At 72.9% G+C, this 18,382-nt stretch carries 17 protein-coding genes; 10 read left to right on the top strand and 7 right to left on the bottom strand.

Annotated elements, in window-relative coordinates:
• Positions 1 to 135: 135 nt before the first annotated feature.
• Positions 136 to 936, bottom strand: coding sequence for an ABC transporter ATP-binding protein (locus V5O40_RS07530; protein WP_332904819.1), 801 nt, complete (start codon positions 934 to 936; stop codon positions 136 to 138).
• A 7-nt stretch (positions 937 to 943) separates the two neighbouring features.
• Positions 944 to 1,840, bottom strand: coding sequence for an ABC transporter permease (locus V5O40_RS07525; RefSeq protein WP_332904796.1), 897 nt, complete (start codon positions 1,838 to 1,840; stop codon positions 944 to 946).
• A 219-nt stretch (positions 1,841 to 2,059) separates the two neighbouring features.
• Between V5O40_RS07525 and V5O40_RS07520 the strand changes: the two genes are divergently transcribed.
• From V5O40_RS07520 to V5O40_RS07480, 9 genes are all read left to right on the top strand, one after another.
• Positions 2,060 to 2,659, top strand: coding sequence for a TetR/AcrR family transcriptional regulator (locus V5O40_RS07520; protein ID WP_332904818.1), 600 nt, complete (start codon positions 2,060 to 2,062; stop codon positions 2,657 to 2,659).
• A gap of 191 nt (positions 2,660 to 2,850) precedes the next feature.
• Positions 2,851 to 5,346, top strand: coding sequence for a DUF6077 domain-containing protein (locus V5O40_RS07515; protein WP_332904795.1), 2,496 nt, complete (start codon positions 2,851 to 2,853; stop codon positions 5,344 to 5,346).
• A gap of 101 nt (positions 5,347 to 5,447) precedes the next feature.
• On the top strand, positions 5,448 to 7,205 hold the full coding sequence (locus V5O40_RS07510) for a CDP-glycerol glycerophosphotransferase family protein (RefSeq protein WP_332904794.1): 1,758 nt from the start codon (positions 5,448 to 5,450) through the stop codon (positions 7,203 to 7,205).
• Between the two features lie 101 nt (positions 7,206 to 7,306).
• Complete coding sequence (locus tag V5O40_RS07505; protein WP_269738969.1) at positions 7,307 to 7,654, top strand: hypothetical protein; 348 nt, start codon at positions 7,307 to 7,309, stop codon at positions 7,652 to 7,654.
• 102 nt (positions 7,655 to 7,756) lie between these two features.
• The gene (locus V5O40_RS07500) at positions 7,757 to 8,413 is read left to right on the top strand and encodes a response regulator transcription factor (protein WP_210824448.1); all 657 of its coding nucleotides are present in this window, start codon (positions 7,757 to 7,759) and stop codon (positions 8,411 to 8,413) included.
• A gap of 10 nt (positions 8,414 to 8,423) precedes the next feature.
• Positions 8,424 to 9,878 carry a sensor histidine kinase gene (locus V5O40_RS07495; RefSeq protein ID WP_332904793.1) on the top strand — a complete coding sequence of 485 codons (1,455 nt, stop codon included), beginning with the start codon at positions 8,424 to 8,426 and terminating at the stop codon, positions 9,876 to 9,878.
• Positions 9,879 to 9,973: 95 nt separating this feature from the next.
• Complete coding sequence (locus V5O40_RS07490; RefSeq protein ID WP_332904792.1) at positions 9,974 to 10,939, top strand: ABC transporter ATP-binding protein; 966 nt, start codon at positions 9,974 to 9,976, stop codon at positions 10,937 to 10,939.
• Positions 10,936 to 11,787, top strand: a complete 852-nt coding sequence (locus V5O40_RS07485; protein WP_332904791.1) for an ABC transporter permease — start codon at positions 10,936 to 10,938, stop codon at positions 11,785 to 11,787. Before V5O40_RS07490 ends, V5O40_RS07485 begins: the two co-directional genes overlap by 4 nt.
• 15 nt (positions 11,788 to 11,802) lie before the next feature.
• Positions 11,803 to 12,042, top strand: a complete 240-nt coding sequence (locus V5O40_RS07480) for a helix-turn-helix transcriptional regulator (RefSeq protein ID WP_269738965.1) — start codon at positions 11,803 to 11,805, stop codon at positions 12,040 to 12,042.
• Positions 12,043 to 12,051: 9 nt separating this feature from the next.
• Here the strand turns inward: V5O40_RS07480 and V5O40_RS07475 are convergent, their stop codons facing one another.
• The 4 genes from V5O40_RS07475 to V5O40_RS07460 form a co-directional block, all read right to left on the bottom strand.
• Complete coding sequence (locus V5O40_RS07475; RefSeq protein WP_332904790.1) at positions 12,052 to 13,014, bottom strand: TAXI family TRAP transporter solute-binding subunit; 963 nt, start codon at positions 13,012 to 13,014, stop codon at positions 12,052 to 12,054.
• A gap of 80 nt (positions 13,015 to 13,094) precedes the next feature.
• Positions 13,095 to 13,751, bottom strand: a complete 657-nt coding sequence (locus V5O40_RS07470) for a hypothetical protein (protein WP_332904817.1) — start codon at positions 13,749 to 13,751, stop codon at positions 13,095 to 13,097.
• 161 nt (positions 13,752 to 13,912) lie between these two features.
• The gene (gene yaaA, locus V5O40_RS07465; RefSeq protein ID WP_332904789.1) at positions 13,913 to 14,707 is read right to left on the bottom strand and encodes a peroxide stress protein YaaA; all 795 of its coding nucleotides are present in this window, start codon (positions 14,705 to 14,707) and stop codon (positions 13,913 to 13,915) included.
• Between the two features lie 8 nt (positions 14,708 to 14,715).
• A complete protein-coding gene (locus V5O40_RS07460; protein WP_332904788.1) occupies positions 14,716 to 16,341 on the bottom strand; it encodes an ArnT family glycosyltransferase in 1,626 nt (541 codons plus the stop codon).
• 114 nt (positions 16,342 to 16,455) lie between these two features.
• On the opposite strand from V5O40_RS07460, the gene V5O40_RS07455 reads away from it, so the two are divergent.
• A complete protein-coding gene (locus V5O40_RS07455) occupies positions 16,456 to 17,496 on the top strand; it encodes an App1 family protein (protein ID WP_281580523.1) in 1,041 nt (346 codons plus the stop codon).
• Between the two features lie 147 nt (positions 17,497 to 17,643).
• Here V5O40_RS07455 and V5O40_RS07450 read toward each other — a convergent pair whose 3' ends face one another.
• Positions 17,644 to 18,180 (bottom strand): hypothetical protein, encoded by a 537-nt coding sequence (locus V5O40_RS07450; RefSeq protein ID WP_332904787.1) that lies wholly within the window; start codon positions 18,178 to 18,180, stop codon positions 17,644 to 17,646.
• Positions 18,181 to 18,382: the final 202 nt, after the last annotated feature.

Below are 18,382 nucleotides of genomic sequence, written 5' to 3'. Positions count from 1 at the left end.
TCGGGGGTGCATGACAGTGGTGGGGTACGTGAACGGAAGGTGCCGCCGACACGGCGACGGAGTGAACCATAACGCGCGGGCCGCGTCGCCCCAACGGGACAACGCGGCCCAGGACGCCGCTGGTTCACCCAGACTCTACTTGCCGTTCGTGAATGCTTCGTAGGCCGCCAGCACCTCGGGAGTCGGACCGTCCATCCGGATTTCGCCCGACTCCAGCCAGATCGTCCGTTCGCAGGTGTCCCGTACGGAGGAGAGCTGGTGGCTGACCAGGAACACCGTGCCCGCGCTCTCCCGCAACTCCCGCACCCGCTGCTCGCTGCGCCTGCGGAACGCCTTGTCCCCGGTGGCCAGGGCCTCGTCGATCAGCAGCACGTCGTGCTGCTTCGCCGCGGCGATGGAGAAGCGCAGTCGGGCCGACATGCCGGAGGAGTAGGTGCGCATCGGCAGCGAGGCGAAGTCACCCCGCTGGTTGATGCCGGAGAACTCGATGATCTCCGGGAGCTTGCGCCGTACCTCCGCCGGTGACAAGCCCATGGCCAGGCAGCCGAGCGTGACGTTGCGCTCACCCGGCAGGTCGTTGAGCAGGGCGGCGTTCACCCCGAGCAGCGACGGCTGCCCCTGGGTGTAGACCGCGCCCTGCTCCACCGGCAGCAGGCCGGCGATGGCCCGCAGCAGCGTCGACTTGCCGGAGCCGTTGGTGCCGATCAGCCCGATGGCCTCGCCCCGGTACGCGGTGAAGGAGACCCCGCGCACGGCGTGCACCACGCGGACGTTCGGCGCGTTGGTGCGGGTGACCATCCGCTTGAAGGCGGCCACCGGGCTGGTGTTGCCGGCCGCGCCCTTGTGCACCCGGTAGACGACGTGCGCGTCGTCCACCACCACGGTGGGGATCCGCTCCTGGATCCGGGGGAGGGTCACCGTCACATCATTGGACATTTCCAGGTTAACCACGGCCGTACTCCTGTTCGCCGCGCCAGAAGTAGAGGTAACCGCCGAGCCCCGCGAGCGCCGCCCAGCCGAGCGCGATCAGCCAGGTCAGCGGCAGCGAGTCGTTGAGCAGGTGGGTGTTCTCCAGCAGGGAGATGCGGGCCAGCTCGATGTAGACCAGCATCGGGTTGAACTGCACCACCGCGGTCGCCCAGCCCGGCAGGTTCTCCGCGAACAGGTTGACGCTGTAGAGCACCCCGGAGCCGTACATCCAGGCCCGCAGAATGAACGGCATGACCTGCTTGAGGTCGGTGGCCTTGGCGCCCAGCCGGGCCACCACCATGGTCAACCCGGCGTTGAAGATCGTCTGCAGCAGCACCGCCGGCACCAGCATCAGCCACATCAGGGTGATCGGCTCGCCGGTGGCGAGCACGATGGCCAGCAGCACCACGATCGAGCCGAGCAGTTGCTGGAACTGGGTGGTGGTGATGGCCAGTGGCAGGGCGGCCCGGGGGAAGTGCAGGGCGCGGATCAGCCCGAGGTTGCCGCTTATCGCCTGGGTGCCCTGCTGCACGCTGACCTGGGTGAAGTTGAAGATGAACAGCCCGGTGGTCAGGTAGGCGATGAAGTTGTCCATGCCCCGGTTCTGTTCGAGCACCAGACCGAAGATCAGGTAGTAGACCGCCGCGTTGGTCAGCGGGGTGAGCACCTGCCACAGCTGCCCGAGCCGGGCGTTGCTGAACGAGGCGGTCAGCTTGGCATGGGCGTACGCGGAGATGAAGTGCCGGTAGCGCCAGAGTTGGCCGCTGTAGGCGCCGATCGAGGGCCGCTCGCCAGCCACCCGCAGCCCGTGTCGGGCGGCCAGCTGAGCTGGGGTGAGGCCGGAGTCGGGGTCGGCCAGCAGGTTGGCCATGGGGATTGGCGCTCCGATCTGTCGTGCCGGCGTGATGTCTCGCGACGGGAGAATCTAGCGTGGTGAGTGCGGGAGCGCCGCCCCCGGTCGCTGGCTGGACAGTAGTCCGAAATGCGTCGGGACGCAACCGTAGCGTCGTTGCGCTACGCTGTCCCTCGTGACAGTCGAGAAGAGTTCCAGGTGACGGCCGAGAAGAGACGCACACCAGCCGGTGCGGCGGTGCTCCGTGGGGAGATCACCACGGCCATCCGGCGCGCCCTCATGCAGGAACTCGCCGCGGTCGGGTACGGCCGGCTCTCGATCGAGGCGGTGGCCCGCCGCGCCGGGGTCAGCAAGACCGCGATCTACCGGCGCTGGAACTCGAAGCTGGATCTCGTGCTGGAGGTGGTGGCCGCCGCCGCCGGCCGCCGGCTGCCCGCGCTGGACACCGGCACCCTGCGCGGTGACCTGTCCCTGCTGTTCCAGGTCCTGGCGCACGCGTTGCGGCACCCGCTGGCCTCGCAGATCATCCCCGACCTGCTGGCCGAGGCGGCCCGCAACCCGACGATCGACGAGACCCTCCAACGCGTGCTGCGCGCCCGGCAGCAGGAGGTCGTCGGCCAGTTGATCACGCGTGCGGTACGGCGCGGCGAACTGCCCGCCGACACCGAACCGGACACAGCGGTCGACCTGATCGTCGGGCCGCTGTACTGGCGGATCGCCATCGCCCGCACCCCCGTCACCGACAGCTACCTGGAAACCCTGGTCGAGTCGGTGGCCCTCGGGCTGGGTGCGCAGGACGCGGTGCCACGGCAACGCTCGGCGTCCGGCCCTGGCTGAGCCCGGGTTGAGCGCCGGCCGCCCTGGGTACGGCTGATCGGACCGGCCGCCGCCCCGCGCGTCGGCTCGACTCGGTGACCCCGGCAGGACTACTACTCTCGGTGTGGATCGTGCCGCAGGAGTGCCGTAGCGCGGACGAAGCGCGCAGCCCAGCCGCACCCGCCCGTACGACGACAAGGACGCCCGTGTCGATGACCGACCAGACCGTCGCCGTCGCCGCTGCCGAGCCGGCGCCGGCCGATGAGGCGACCGTCCCCGAACCTGCCCGCCCCAGCCGGGCGCGGCTGGTGGCCGGCCGTGTCCGGGCGGGCTTCGCCGCGATACCCGCCGTCCTGACCGACGGTGCCGTGCTGGCCTTCGCGCTCTGGACGCTGCTCTACCACGTCGCGCTGCCGTTGGGGCTCGCGCCGTCCCTGACGCTGCGGATCTGGCTGGTGGCCGGGCCGGCGCTGGCCCTGCTCGCCGTCCTGGTCCGGTTCGCCCTGCGGTGGCGTCGACGCCACCGCGCCGCCCGGTCGCCCGGCCCGGCCGACGGCGCTCCCGCTGCCGCCGGCACGCCGGACGGAGACATGCCGGACGGAGACGTCGACGTCGGCTCCGGCCCGAACGGCGCGGCGACGCACCGGGAGACCGACGTCACGACAGCCCTCTCCGACGATGCGCCGGCTGCGGACCCCGACGCCGTCCCGACCGACCGCGAGGGTCTCCCGGCGGAACCCGACGCCACCTCGACGGACCGCGAGGCCGTCCCGGCGGACCGCGAGGCCGCCCTGGCGGACCCCGACGCCGTCCCGGCGTCGGGAAGGGAAAAGGACCGGGCGACCGTCGTCGTCGGGGCCCGGGCGGAGGACGCGGCGGGTGATGCCCCGGCGCTCGCGCACGAGGCGCGCCGGGCCGGCCGAATGCCTGTCGCGCAGCGCTGGTTGACCGCGCTGGTCCTGCTGGTCGCCACCGGGGCGGCGATCTCCGCCGGGGTCGCGGGCACGCCGGCCGGCGCCGGCCTGTCCTGGTGGGTACCGGCCTCCGCGGGAGCCGTGGCGGCCGTCGGCGCGGTGCTGCTGACCTGGCGGACGTGGCGGACCACCCCGGCAACCAGGCCGCCCGCACCCGCGCCGACGGCCTGGCAGTCGGCGTACGCGCTGTTGATCGCCGGCGGGGCCGCCGTCGCCTCGCTCTACCTGGCCCGCAGTACCCCGGACGACATCTACTACGTGGGGCGTTCGGTGTGGGTCGCGGAGCGGGACAACGTTCCGCTCAACGACTTCCTGTTCAGCGAGAACGTCCTGCCGGCGATGGCGTCCCAGCCACCGATCGCCAGCATCGAGGTGCTGGCCGGCGCGATCGCCCGTTTCTTCGGCCTGCCGGCCGCCTCGGCGACCTGGTACGTGCTGCTGCCGATCATGGCCGTGCTCGCCGTGCTGGCCCTGTGGCGGCTGGTGCAGCGCTGGGCGCCTCGCCGCCCGGTGCTCGCCTTCACCGTGGCCATCGCCTTCCTCGCCCTGGTCTGCGGCCCGGACGCCGCCCTGGGCACCTTCCATCTGCCCCGGCTCTACCAGGGCAAGGGCATGTTCGTCTCCGCGGTCGTGCCGTTGATGTGGCTCTACCTGACCCGATGGTTCGACGACCGCTCCCGGCGCGGGTTGGTGCTGATAGTCGCGTTGTCGATCGCCGCGACCGGGCTCACCACCACGGCCGCGATCATCCTGCCGTTGCTGGTGGGCGGGGCGGCCCTGATGATGCTGCTGGTGGGCCGTTGGAAGTCCGCGCTGGCCGCCGGTGTGGCCGCGTTGGCGTACCCGGTCGGGGCGGTGGTGATCACCCAGCTGATCCTCGGCTCGGCGAACGAGGGCGCCGCGGACGTCAACTTCTACGACGCCGCGTACACCTACCGGCGGACGTTCCAGATCGGCATCGTCGGGGTGATCGGCGGCCTCGCGCTGTGGTGCGGGCCCCTGCTGGCCCGCCGTCGCACCCCGGGACTGCTGGCGGCCGGCGGCACGCTCACGCTGAGCGTGCTGCTGGTACCCGGGGTCCTGGAATGGCTCAGCGCGGTCACCGGCATCTCGGTCGTGCTGTGGCGGGTGTCGTGGCTGCTCGCCCTACCGGTGCTGATCGGCCTGCTGTGCACCGTCTGGCTGCCGACCCGCCTGCGTACCGTGCGGGCGCTGGTCGGTGTGGTGCTGGCCGGGGCGATGGTGACCTCGTTCGCTGTCTACGCGGTGCCGATGTGGGACGAGCGCAGCGCGGTGCTGGTGCACGACGAGCCCACCTGGAAGATCCGGACGAAACAGCAGGCCATCGCACAGTTCATCGTCGACCTCGACCGGCCGGACGGTCTGGTGCTCGCACCGGCGAGCATCATGCGGACCATTCCGCTGATGACCACCGAGGCGCGGGTGGTCCTGCCCCGCGAGTTCTTCCTCGTCGAGTACGACATCGACTCGCAGTTCTCGCAGGACCGACTGCTGCTGACCCGGTTCGCCAACGGCGGTCCGGCCGCCGAGCGGCCCGCCCGGGACGACGTCGTGGCCGCGTTGGAGCGACTGGACGTGGGCACGATCTGCGTCTACAGCCAGAACCGTTTCGCCCAGCGAACCGGAGAGCGGTTCGGCTACACCCGGTTCGCCGAGCGCCCGGCCGACCCTCCCGTCCACCCCAACGCGGTCACCTGTCTGCGTCGCGAGTAGACCGGCACCCGGACGTCACCGCGTCGACGTTTCGCGTTAAGGTCGCAGCTGCGCTGGAGCCGAGCGGCCACCGGCCGTCGATCTCGCTAGGGAGCTGTCCCGTGTTCGGCACGTTGACTGGGCGCGTCGGTGTGGCCGCGCGCGGGGCCCTGCTGGTGGGGGCGTACCTGCTCCTGCTCACCACCGGCGCGCTCGGCTGGGTCGCCGGGTTCGCGGTCGCCGCCTTGGCGGCGGTGCTCGGCGAGTTCGCGGTGCAGCGATGGTCACCGGCCACCGCGACGCTGATGGAGAAGGCCGGTCTCGGCCTCGGCTACCGGCAGTTGGGCCGCGACGTGGCGGTCGTGCTCCTGACCGTCGCCGAGGTGCGGCCGGCCGGCGGCGAACTCACCCTGCTGCTCCTGCTGCCCGCCACGGTGTGGCTGATCGCCGTCTTCGCCGGAGCGTTCCACCGGATCATCGACCGGCGCAACCCCGGCGGATCGATGGTGCGCAACATCGACCTGGGTCGGCTCGGCGCCGGGTCGGGACTGCCACGGTGGGCTGCCGCCCTCGCCGGCGACCGGCTGCCCTGGGTGAACGTGCTGCTCGTGCCGGCGGCGGTGGCCACGGCGGTCGCCGGTACCGCGGCGCCACTCCTCGTGGCCGGCGGGATCGCCGTCGGGTTGGCCGGGGTGCTCGGCGGCATCGTCGCGTGGACCTGGCTGCGGGGCAGGGGCACCGGGTACGGCCCCCGGCTGTCGGCGGTGCAGCGGTGGCTCGACAGCCACCGCCCGGAGGTCGCGCTGTACTTCGCCGGTCCGGGCAAGGACATCTACCAGGCGAACATGTGGCTCGCGCCGATCGAGGCGCTGGGCCGGCGGACGGTGGTGTTCCTGCGCAACCTGGAGGCCCTGGCCGAGTTGGCCGAGACGCGGCTGCCGGTGGTCTGCGTCCCGCCCGGTGCGGACTTCATGAGCCTCGGCAAGGCCAGCGTGCGGGTGGCGCTGTATCCCGCCAACGCCGGGGAGAACATCCACATGCTGCGGGAGCCCGGCGTGCGCCACGTGTTCGTCGGGCACGGCGACAGCGACAAGGCGGCCAGCGTCAACCCGTTCTGCAAGGTCTACGACGAGGTCTGGGTGGCCGGCCCGGCCGGCCGGGAGCGGTTCGCCCGCGCCAGGACAGGCGTCCGCGACGAGGACGTGGTGGAGATCGGCCGGCCACAACTGGCCGGCGTGCGCGCCCCCGGTCAGCGGCCCACCGACCGTCCCTTCACCGTGCTCTACGCGCCCACCTGGGAGGGCTGGCTGGCCGACGATCCCTATCACAGCTCGGTCCTGCTGATGGGCGAACGGATCGTCGCCGGGTTGCTGGCGATCCGGCCGGAGGTCCGGCTGATCTACAAGCCGCATCCGCTCACCGGCAGCCGTTCCGGGCGGGCCCGAGCGGCACACGAGCGGATCGTGCAGCGCATCCGCAGCGCCGGTGGGGAGGTCGACGCGAGCACCCTGGACGGACCGGCCCACCGCGTCGTCACCGGGCGGGTGCCGGCGCTGTTCGACTGCTTCAACCAGACCGACCTGCTGGTCAGCGACGTGTCCAGCGTGGTGTCCGACTTCGTGCAGAGCCAGCGGCCGTACGTGGTCGCCAACTCCGCCGGCCTGCCCGAGGACGAGTTCCGGCGTTCCTTCCCGACCTCCCGCGGGGCGTACCTGCTGGCCGCCGACTGCGGGGAGCTGGAGAAGATCGTGGCGGTGATCCGGGCCGGTGACGACCCGATGACCGAGGCCCGCCGGGAGCTGAAGACCTATCTGCTCGGCCCGGCCGACGCCAACCCGATGGACCGGTTCGCCGAGGAGGTCGGCCGGCTCTGCCGCTGACGCCGCACCGCCTGACGTGCCCGGGACGAGCCCTCGTCCCGGGCACGTCGTCGTCGACCCGGTTTTGTCCGGTACCGGCCCGGTCCGCCGCCCCGGCGGGCATGCTCGAAGGGCAGGCCGCCGGCGAGGGGATGGGCATGGAGAGCTACCACGAGGACTGGACCGACAGCCAACGCGCGCTCTACGACGAGTGCTACCGCGCCGGCGCCGACTGGGCCGACGACCCCGACACGCCGTCCGAGGACGTCCAGCACGTGATCAACCTGGCGGAGGCCGACGACGACACCCTCGCCGACGCCGAGACCGACTTCGCGCCGCTGATCGACGCGGTCACCGAGGCCACCGGCGAGGTTGTCGCCACCGTGCCGGCCAGCCACGAGGACCCCGGATTCAAGGGCTTCGTGGACGGGGTGCGCGACGGCGCCTCCGACGAGACCTTCGGCCTCTGAGAGCCCGAGCCGTTCCCTGACCGCCCCCGGGCCTGTGCACCAGGCCGCTCGTCTGCCACCATCTGGGCGCAGGCAGTTGAGCGGACCGAACGGGGAGGCCGGGTGCGGATCCTGCTGGTCGAGGACGACCGACGGGTGGCCGCCGCGCTGTCGTCGGCCCTGACCCGTCGCGGCTACGAGGTGGAGCACGCCGCCACCGTCGCGGCCGCGCTCTCCGCCGCCCCCTGTGACCTGGTGCTGCTCGACCTCACCCTGCCCGACGGTGACGGCACCGACCTGTGCCGGCAGTTGCGGCGGCGTAGCAACCAGCTCGGCATCATCGCGGTGACCGCCCGGGGTGAGGAACGGGACCGGGTGCTCGGCCTGCGGCTCGGCGCGGACGACTACGTGGTCAAGCCCTTCTCGATGGTGGAACTCCAGGCCCGCATCGAGGCGGTGCTGCGGCGGGCCGCGCACGCGGCACCGGAGCGCAACCTGATCGAGGTCGGGCCGGTGTACATCGACGTGGCGGCCCGCACCGTGGCGGTGGCCGGCCGACCGGTGTCGCTGACCCGCAAGGAGTTCGACGTCCTGCTCTCCCTGGCCCGGCAACCCGGCGTCGCGGTGCCCCGCGACCGGATCCTGCTCGACGCCTGGGGCACCACCTTCACCGATCGGCACACCGTCGAGGTGCACGTCGGCTCCCTGCGCGGCAAGCTCGGCGACCCGCGTCTGGTGGAGACGGTCCGGGGCGTCGGTTACCGGCTCCGGGGCGAGTGAGGAGCCCGGCGTGCGACGGCGGCTGGTGATCAGCTATCTGCTGCTGATGGTGCTGGTGGTGGTGGCGCTGGGCACGCCGCTGGCGGTGACGCTGACCACCCGGGAGACCGACCGGGTACGGGCCGACCGGCTCGCCGACGCCACCCGGTTCGCGTCGTTGGCCGGGCCGGCGTTGCGTGACGGCACGCCCGGTCCGCTCGACCACGAGCTGGGCAGCTACGACGAGCTGTACGGCATCGGCGCGGCGGTGGTGGACCGGGACCGGCGGGAGGTGGTGGCCTCGGCGAGCTGGCGCCCGGCCCCGGGCACCCGCGAGGCGCTTGACGTCGCGCTGTCCGGGCAGCAGGCCAGTGGGCCCGACTCGGTCTGGCCGTGGGTCGAGGGGCCGATCGTGGTGGCGGTGCCGATCAACGACGGCGGTGAGGTCCTCGGTGCGGTGGTCACCGCGACCCCGGCCGACGGGGTCCGGCGTACCGTCGCCACCTGGTGGACGCTTGTCGCCGCGCTGGGCCTGCTGGCCGTGCTGGCCTGCGTGCTCACCGCGTTCGGGCTGGCCGGCTGGGTGCTGCGCCCGGTCACCGAGCTGGACGCGGTCACCCACGAGATCGCCGAGGGCGACCGCGGCGCCCGCGTGCAGCACCGGCTGGGACCGCCGGAGCTGCGCCGCCTGGCGGCGAGCTTCAACCACATGGCCGACGTCGTTTCCGACGTGATGGACCGGCAGCGGGCGTTCGTCGCGCACGCCAGCCACCAGCTCCGTAATCCGTTGACCGCGTTGCGGCTGCGGGTGGAGGAGCTGGGGCCGAGCGTCGCCGACGAGCAGGGCCGCGCCGAGCACCGGCTGGCGTTGGAGGAGACCGACCGGCTCGCGCTGCTGCTCGACGCGTTGCTCACCCTCGCCCGTGCGGAACGCCACGAGAACCAGCGGATCACCGTCGACGCGACGGCCGTGGCCGCGTCCCGGGTCGCGGCCTGGGAGCCGTTGGCCCGGCACCGGGCGGTCACCCTGCGGCTGGCGGCCGGTTCCGGCCCGGCCTACGCCAGTACCGTGCCGACCGCCATCGACCAGGCGCTCGACGCTCTGATCGACAACGCGGTGAAGTTCAGCGGCGCGGGCGGCGAGGTGACGGTGACCGTCGCGGCCCGCGACGGCGGGACGACCCTCGAGGTACGCGACACCGGCCCGGGGATGACCCGCAGCCAGCTCGGCCGGGCCACCGAACGGTTCTGGCGGGCACCGGAGGTGCAGAACGTCGACGGTGCCGGGCTGGGCCTGACCATCGCCGCCGTGCTTGTCGACGCCTCCGACGGCCGGCTCACCATGCACCCGAACTCGCCGCGCGGCCTGGTCGCCGCGCTGTGGTTCCCGCAGCCGGCGGAGCCGGCCGACCCCGCCGACCCGGGCGCCGAGGCCGGACCAGCGGCACCCATCGATCCGGCTTCATCCCAGGCAGCAGTGGCCTGAGCGCAGCGTGTGCACCTGGAGGCAGCCGAGGTTTGCTGCCATCCGTAGTATGAGTGCTATCTTTCACCGCACAGATCATATGGAGGTGGTGGTCCATGGCTGTCAGCGCCGAGGCGGACGCCCCGACCAGTGCCGCAGCGTCCACGGACCTGACCCTGGACGTGCACGACCTGCGGATGCGATACGGCTCGACCGACGTGCTCACCGGCGTGTCGTTCCGCGCGCGGCGCGGCGAGGTGCTGGCCCTGCTGGGCCCCAACGGTGCCGGCAAGACGACCACCATCGAGATCCTGGAGGGCTTCCGGATGCGCTCCGGCGGCCGGGTCGAGGTGCTGGGGATCGACCCGGCGCGCGGCGACGAACGTTGGCGGTCCCGGCTCGGTGTGGTGCTCCAGTCCTGGCGCGACCACAGCCGATGGCGGGTGCGGGAACTGCTGGCGCACCTCGGTTCCTACTACGCGCCCTACTCGACCGAGCGGACCAGCCGGCCGTGGCACGTCGACGAGCTGATCCAGGTGGTCGGGCTGACCGAGCACGCGGACAAGAAGGTCGGTCAGCTCTCGGGTGGTCAACGCCGCCGGGTCGACGTGGCCATCGGCATCGTCGGCCGGCCGGAGGTGCTCTTCCTCGACGAGCCGACCGCCGGGTTCGACCCGGCCGCCCGCCGCGAGTTCCACGACCTGGTGCACCGGCTCACCGACATCGACGACACCACCATCCTGCTCACCACCCACGACCTGGACGAGGCGGAGAAGCTGGCCGACCGGATCCTCATCCTGGCCGGTGGCCGCATCATCGCCAGCGGGTCCGCCGACGAGTTGTCCCGTCGCATCTCCGCCGACGCCGAGGTGCGTTGGAGCCGGGGCGGAACCCGCTTCGTGCACTCGACCGGCGACGCGACCGGCTTCGTCCGGGAGCTGTTCGCCCAGCACGGCGAGGACATCGCCGACCTGGAGGTGCGCCGGGCCAGCCTGGAGGACACCTACATGACGTTGGTACGCGAGCACGAGTCCGGCCGCGCCGACGGCGTGACCCGCGCGTTCGAGGAGGTGGCTCGATGAGCCCGCTGGTCGTGGCCGCCCGGGCCGGCCTGTCCCGGGGCCGGATCGAGCTGCGGCAGAGCTTCACCAACGCGGAGACCCTCTGGGGGTACCTCTTCCCGACGGTCGTCCTGCTGGTGGTGATGTTCTTCCTGCGGGGCGCCAAGGTGCCCGGCACCGATTTCTCGCTCGGCGCGCAGACGCTGCCCAGCACGCTCGGCATGACGGTGGCGTTCGGCGGGCTGGTCACCATGGCGTCGATCCTCACCGTGGAACGCGAGGACGGCACCCTGCTGCGGGCCAAGGCCACCCCGAACGGCATGTTCGGCTACCTCATCAGCAAGATCGCCCTGGTTTCGGGGATGACGCTGGTCAGCGTCGCGCTGCTGCTCGTACCGGGTCTCTTCCTCTTCGACGCCCTGGCGCTCGACCGCACGGCGGCCTGGCTGACCCTGGCCTGGGTGATGCTCGTCGGGATGGTGGCGACGATGCCGGTCGGCGCGGTCTTCGGCTCGCTGCTGTCGAACCCCCGGAACATGGGGCTGATCATGTTGCCGATGATGGGACTCATCGCGACGTCCGGCATCTTCTACCCGATCACCGCCATGCCCGGCTGGTTGCAGGCGGTCGCGCAGGTCTTCCCGATCTACTGGCTCGGTCTCGGCATGCGGTCGGCGTTGCTGCCCGAGGCGATGGCCGCCGTCGAGCTCGGCGAGTCGTGGCGGCACCTGGAGACGCTGCTGGTGCTCGGCGGCTGGGCGGTCGCCGGGCTGGTGCTGGCACCGGTGGTGCTGCGCCGGATGGCCCGCCGGGAGTCCGGGTCGAGCGTGGCGGCCCGCCGCGAGAAGGCCATGCAGCGGGTGACCTGAGGATGGACCGTCGAGATGAGTGAGCTGGTCCACAACCGCATCGCCATGCTCCGGGCGGAGCGGGGGATCTCCCGCCGGCAGCTGGCCGAGGCGCTGGGCGTCCACTACCAGACCATCGGCTACCTGGAACGCGGCGAGTTCAGCCCGAGCCTGCACCTGGCGCTGCGGATCGCCCGGCACTTCGAGGTGCCGGTGGAGGTGGTCTTCTCCACCGAACCGTTCCCCCGCCTCGGTGACTCCGCGCGGTCCGCCTGATCCGCCGGGTCAGGGTTTGCTGGCCCGGTAGTAGTCGACGGCACCGGGATGCAGGGGCAACGGTGAGGTGGCGATGGCCGAGCGAGGGCTCATCCGGCCGGCCGCCGGGTGCGCGGCACCCAGTTCGGAGCGGCGTTCCATCAGCAGCCGGGTCACCTCGCGTACCAGCGAATCCGGCAGGTTGGCCCGCACCACCAGGTAGTTCGGGTTGGCCACGGTGGTGACCGGATCGACGCCGTACACCGAGTGGGGTATGTCGCGTGGCACGTACACCTCCGGGTTGCCGCGCCGCAGCGGCGCCGTCCAGTCGCCGAGGTCGACGATGCGGGTGGGGGTGTCCTGGGCGAACTGGGCGACCGCGCGCACCGGCAGCCCGCCGGAGAAGAAGAACGCGTCGATCCGGCCGGCGCGCAGCGCCGCCACCGAGTCGTCCAGGCCGAGCTGTTCCTGCCGCACCTGAGCGCCGTCGAGGCCGGCGGCGGTCAGCAGCCGGTCCACAGTGATCTTGGTCCCGGAACCGGTCGCGCCGACCGAGACCCGCCGCCCGCGCAGGTCGGTCAGGGTCCGCACCGGGCTGTCGGCGGTGGTGACCAGGTGCAGCAGGTCGTCGTAGACCCGGGCCACCGCCACCACCGGCGGATCCGGACCCGGGTCGGCCTGCAACACGTCGGCCTGGGTGAAGCCGAGTTCGGCCTGTCCGGCGTTGAGCAGTTGCACGTTCTCCGCCGAGGCGGCGGTGACCAGCACCTCCGCCCGCACCTGCGGCAGTTCCCGGTTGAGGATGGCCGCCAGTGACGCGCCGAAGGCGTGGTAGACGGCGGTCGGACTGCCGGTGGCGATCCGGACGACCACCGGTTCGCCCGGATCGTCGCGGCAGCCGACGAGACCGGGCAGGGCGAGCAGCACGCTCAACGCCACCGCCACGCGGGCGCCGCGCCACCGGGCTCGGGCGGGGTACCGGGTACGGGTCACGGGCAGCACTGTGCGCCGCCGGACCCCGATGACGCAACCCCGGGGGGCGCAGCGTGGCGCGGCGTGGGATGACCGCCGGGTCAGGCCACCGGCCGCGGCACCGCCTCCTCCGCCGCGTACCGCAGGATCCGGTCCCGGTCCCGACCGTGCGCCACACTGACCAGGTAGCAGCCGGTGCTCGGCCGCAGCAGCGCCGGCACGTCGAGCAGGGCGGCGCCGCGTACCAGCACCGCACCGAGTTCCCGGTCGGTGATCCGCACCCCGAGGATGTGCCGCCGGACATGCCGACCACCGGCCAGCAGCGCGGCCCGCCAGGCGGCGGCGGCCAACCGGGTGCGCCACAACCGCCGCGCCGTCGAGGCACCCGGCACCGGGCCGCCGAGCAGTTCCCGCCGACCGCGCCGCCAGCCGTTCTCCACGATCGCCCCGTACGCCGGCCGGTGTTCCCGCTCGACGTGCAGCCGGTGCAGTTCGTAGCGGCGGCGCAGCCCACCGACCGCCACCTCGTGCCGCACCGGAACGTCGAGTCGATCGAGCAGTTGCCGGGTCCGCCGGGCCGCCTCCTCCCGGTTGAACTCGATCGTGGTCGGCCGGACGGGTTGCTGCCCGGCCTGCCGGTGCGCGGGGGTCGCCGGCGGCGGCATGCAGCGCAGCAGGCAGGCCGTCTCGAAGGCGTCGGCCAGGGTCGTCCAGTCCAGCGGTGGCGGTGCCGACGCGGGTCGGACCGGCGCCGGCATGCTTGACGCCGGCAGGACCGATGACGGGCGGGACCGGTCGAGCAGGATCGGTTCGGCAACCACCGGAGGGCCTCCTCGTCGCGTCGGGTCCTCTTACGGTGACCCGGGACACCGACCGGTGGTACCGATCCGGTCCAGCCTTGAGGAAATCTTGCGCCTGGTTACAGCTCCGAAACGACAACGTCGACCTGACGCGGCCGGCCGGGCGCGCTGGCCTGCTCGCACACCTGGTACTTCAGGTCCCGCAGCGCCGTCACCAGCGCGGCCACGGAACGCGGCCGGGCACCGGCGAGCAGCAGATCCCGCACCAGCCGCCCTTTCGTGGCCTTGTTGAAGTGGCTGACCACCGAACGCACCGGCACCCCGTCGACCTCCCGCTCGTGCAGCACCCGCACGGTGAGGGTGCGCTCGGCCAACTCGCCACGCGGTGTCCAGGCCGCCGCGTACGCCCCGGAACGCAGGTCCAGCACCGGGCCGCGCCCGGCCGCCGCGGTCAGCGCGGCACCCAGATCCCGACGCCACAGCGCCGGCAACGCGCCGACGCCGGGCAGCCGGGCCCCGATCGGGCACCGGTACGGCGGAATCCGGTCGGTCAGCCGCACCGCGCCCCACAGGCCGGAGCTGACCAGCACCTGACGTGCCGCCGCCCGCTGCGCCGTCGCCGGCAGGCCGGCCAGGTCGAGGGCCTCGTAGAGCACGCCGGTGTAGATCCGGCCGGCGGGCGCGGTGGCGGCCTGCCGCAGCCGGGCGTTGCGCCGTAGCTCGCCGTGCTGCCCGCCACCGAGGCCCAGCGCGGTCAGCGCCGTCTCCGGCGGCCCGGCGCTGAGGGCGACCAGGGCGGACAGCACCTCCTCCCGCCGTGGGTTCAGCTCCGGCAGGGAGAGGCGGTCCAGGTCCAGTCGGCGGCCCGAGCCGGCCTCGGCCTTGCCCTCCGAGGGCGGCAGCAGGATGAGCATGGGTGACTCTAACGCCACGGCCGCAGCGGCTCCGGCGGGTGGTACACCCGGAAACCGCCGACCTCGGCGAGCAGCGCCGCGTCGGCCCGGCCGCCGAGCAGTTCCCGCAGTCGCCGGTCCGCCGGGGCGTCGGCCGCCAGCACGTACCCGGGCCGCTGCGCCCGGGCCAGCCGCCACCAGTACGCCGGGTACCGGTTCTGCCCCGGGCGCAGACCGCCGTCGACCACCCCGCAGACCACCTCCTCGGCCGTGTTGAAGACCAGCCGGTTGCAGGTCCAGTACTCGCCGTACACCTCACGCAGGCCGGCCGCGCGTACCGTGTCGGCCAACTCCCGGGCCTGCCGTTCCTCCACGCGCCCGGGATCCGCGCCGGTGGTGGCGAACAGCACGGTCACCACGAGCGAACCGGCCGCCAGCGCGCCCAGCACGGCGGTCGCCGCCGCCCCCGCCACCCGGCCCGCCACGCCGGCGGTGCCCCGTCGGGCGGCGACCGCCGCCACCCACAACGGCCAGAGCACCGCCGGCAGCGACAGTTGCAGCACCGACAGGTAGCGGGCGTTGCCCAGCGGATCCGTCGCCGCCAACGGGCTGCGCACGTACGCCAGCAGGGTCAGCGCCGCGCCGGCCAGCAGCGCGAGGTGCACCACCGGGCCGACCCGGTCGCCACGCCCGCTCGCCCGCCGGTACGCGAGCCCGGCGAGCGCCGCCGCCACCACCAGCAGCAGCGGGTAGAGCAGGCCGAACCACGCCTGCCACCGGGCGCAGCCGTCGACCGGGCAGAGCCCGGCGGCCAGCGGTACGCCCTCCAGCAGCCCACCGCCGAGCCGCTGCGACCACGGTGGCACCGGCCCGTTCTCGCCGCTGACGCCACGCAACACCGACAGGGAGTCCTGCCCTGGTGGGGCCACCAGGTTGTCCCGGATCATCGGGGCGAGCCCGACGGCGAAGCCGACGACCAGCAGCAGCCCCGCCCAGCCGAACAGTTCCCGACGCAGCGTCCACGCCAGTGCCAGTCCGGCCACCGCCAGGTACGGCACGATCAGCCAGTCCGACCAGAGCGCCACCCCGGCGAGCAGCCCGAAGCCGCCCACGGCCAGCGTCCGGTGCCGCACCGTGCCGCGGGCCAGCGCCACCACGACCAGCAGCATCGCCAGCACCGCCACCTTGACCTCCGGTCGACCGCCGACCGCGGTCACCTGGTCCCGGACGACCCGCTCGGAACCGAGGGCGAGCAGCCCGACGACGACGGTGGCGAACCACGGCGCGCCGATCCGCCGGGTCAGCCGGTGGATCAGCCAGAGGAACAGCGCGTAGAGGGCGAGCACCGGCAGCCGCAGCGCCGGCCAGCTCGGCCCGGTCACCGCGAGCAGTGGCGCGGCCAGGTACGACTCCAGGGTGCCCATGTACCGCTGGCCGTACAGGAAGATCGGCTGCTCACGGCCCTGCGCGATGTGCAGCGCGGCCAGCCCGAAGGTCGCCTCGTCGCTGTTGGAGACCGGCACGGTGGTCAGCACCAGGACCAGCCGGTAACCGACGCCGACGATCCCGAACAGCAGCGCGACCAGCGCCGGCCGGTCGAGCCGTGGCCGCCACCGCCCCCGCTGTCGCCCTGGATCCGCCGTTGCTCGTGGCACGACCTCGCCCCCGTCGTCGTCCCGACCGGAGTGTGTCACGGCGGCCACGCCGGGCGTGGCGGTTCGGCTCAGCTCGCGTGGCCGAGGTGGCTGGTCTGTGGCAGGGTTGCTGGCGTGCCACCGACTCCCGCAGGCCAGCTGGCCATACCGAACCTGCACCGGGCCGCGCGGATCGAGGACGCCGTGCACGCCCTGGTGGAACGCCGGCTGCGCCGTACCGGCTGGCGGACCAACATCATCGCGTACACCGGCTACGGCGGGCCCGGTTGGGTGCGGGTGATGTGCCGGGTGCTGCTGGGGCGGCCGGACACCCGCCAGCGTGGCCGGCTGGAGAAGGTCCGGGGCTGGCGCAGCTTCACCACCCTGCCGGCCAAGCACGTCACGGTGACAATCGAGACCGGCGGGGTGGTGCACGAGGCGCAGGCCGACCGCAGCGGCTTCATCGACACGGTGGTCGAGGCGGGTCTGCCACCCGGCTGGGGTTCGGTGCGGTTGAGCATGCCCGACGCCGAACCGGTCGAGGCGCCGGTGCGCATCCTCGACCCGGAGGTGCGCTTCGGCATCATCTCCGACATCGACGACACGGTCATGGTGACCGCGCTGCCCCGGCCGCTGCTCGCCGCGTGGAACACCTTCGTCCTCGACGAGCACGCCCGCGCCGCGGTGCCCGGTATGGCGGTGCTCTACGAGCGGCTGGTCACCGCTCACCCGGGCGCGCCGGTGTTCTACCTGTCCACCGGCGCCTGGAACGTCGCCCCGACGTTGACCCGGTTCCTGTCCCGGCACCTCTACCCGGCCGGGGCGCTGCTGCTGACCGACTGGGGGCCGACCCAGGACCGTTGGTTCCGCAGCGGCCGGGAACACAAGCGCGCCACCCTGGCCCGGCTGGCCAAGGAGTTCCCGGACGTACGCTGGCTGCTCGTCGGCGACGACGGCCAGCACGACCAGGAGATCTACCGCGAGTTCGCGGTCGCCCACCCGGACAGCGTCGCCGGGGTGGCGATCCGCCGGCTGTCACCCACCCAGGCGGTGCTCGCCGGTAGCCTGCCCGTCCCGCACGACAGTCCCACCGAGGGGCCGGCGGGGCAGAAGTGGCTCTCCGCACCCGACGGCGCCGGCCTGTGGACCCTGCTACGCGGCGCGGGCCTGGTCTGAGCCGGCCCACGGATTCGCCGGCCTCGGTCAGCCGACCGGGCCCACGGATTCGCCGGTCTCGGTCAGCCGACCGGGCCGGCCGGGGGAGCGGGTGGGCAGGTGGGCGGAGCCGATCACCCGGCCCAGCCCACCCACCGTCCGTCGGCGTCAGCCGCCCGGTGTGAGCGTGACCTCGTCGGTGCAGCCGGCCAGGGTCCGCCGGTCTTCGAGCAGGTCGATGACGGCCTGCCGGTTGGCGATCCGCGCCTCGGACTGCGCGTCCGGGTTGCGGCGTTGGCCGTCGATGAAGGCGAGGTTGTTGCGGACCGCGCCGTCGAGGCCGGCGCAGTTCTCCGCCGCACCACCGTTGAGTGCCGCGTTCGGGTCCGCGTCGGGCACCTCGACCTCACCGGTGCACCCGGCCGCCGCGCGCCGCTGTTCGAGCTGGTCGATCACCGCCTGCCGGTTGGCGATCCGGGCCTCCGTCAACTCGTCGGGGAACACCAACTGGTCGGCGATGAACGCGAGGTTGTTGCCCACGGCGGCGTCGAGGCCGTCGCAGTTCTCACTTGCCTGACTGGTCCCGGTCGCCACCGCGAAGGCCACCGCCAGGGTCACCCCGACCGCCGCGAACCCCGCGATCCTCCGCTGCCCCGGCGAGGGTTCGCTGCCCCGGTCCCGGGCCGTACCCCTGCTGCTCGCCATCGATCCTCCGCCTCGTCGTCCACCTGGAACCGGGAGTACGGGCGCGGAGGCGGGCGAAGTTCACCGTCCGATGATCTACGTGCCGATCCGGCGGATTGTTCTATGCCCAGTAAGCGCGATGTCACTCAGACATGAACATGCCGGGTGACACCACGGCTTCGAGGACGCCTCGTGCCTGCCTTCAACGGGTAACCCGGAGCGG

The sequence above is a fragment of the Micromonospora palythoicola genome (genome assembly GCF_036689795.1).
In the GTDB taxonomy this organism is placed as follows: domain Bacteria; phylum Actinomycetota; class Actinomycetes; order Mycobacteriales; family Micromonosporaceae; genus Micromonospora; species Micromonospora palythoicola.
This window is presented reverse-complemented; position numbering and strand designations above follow the sequence as displayed.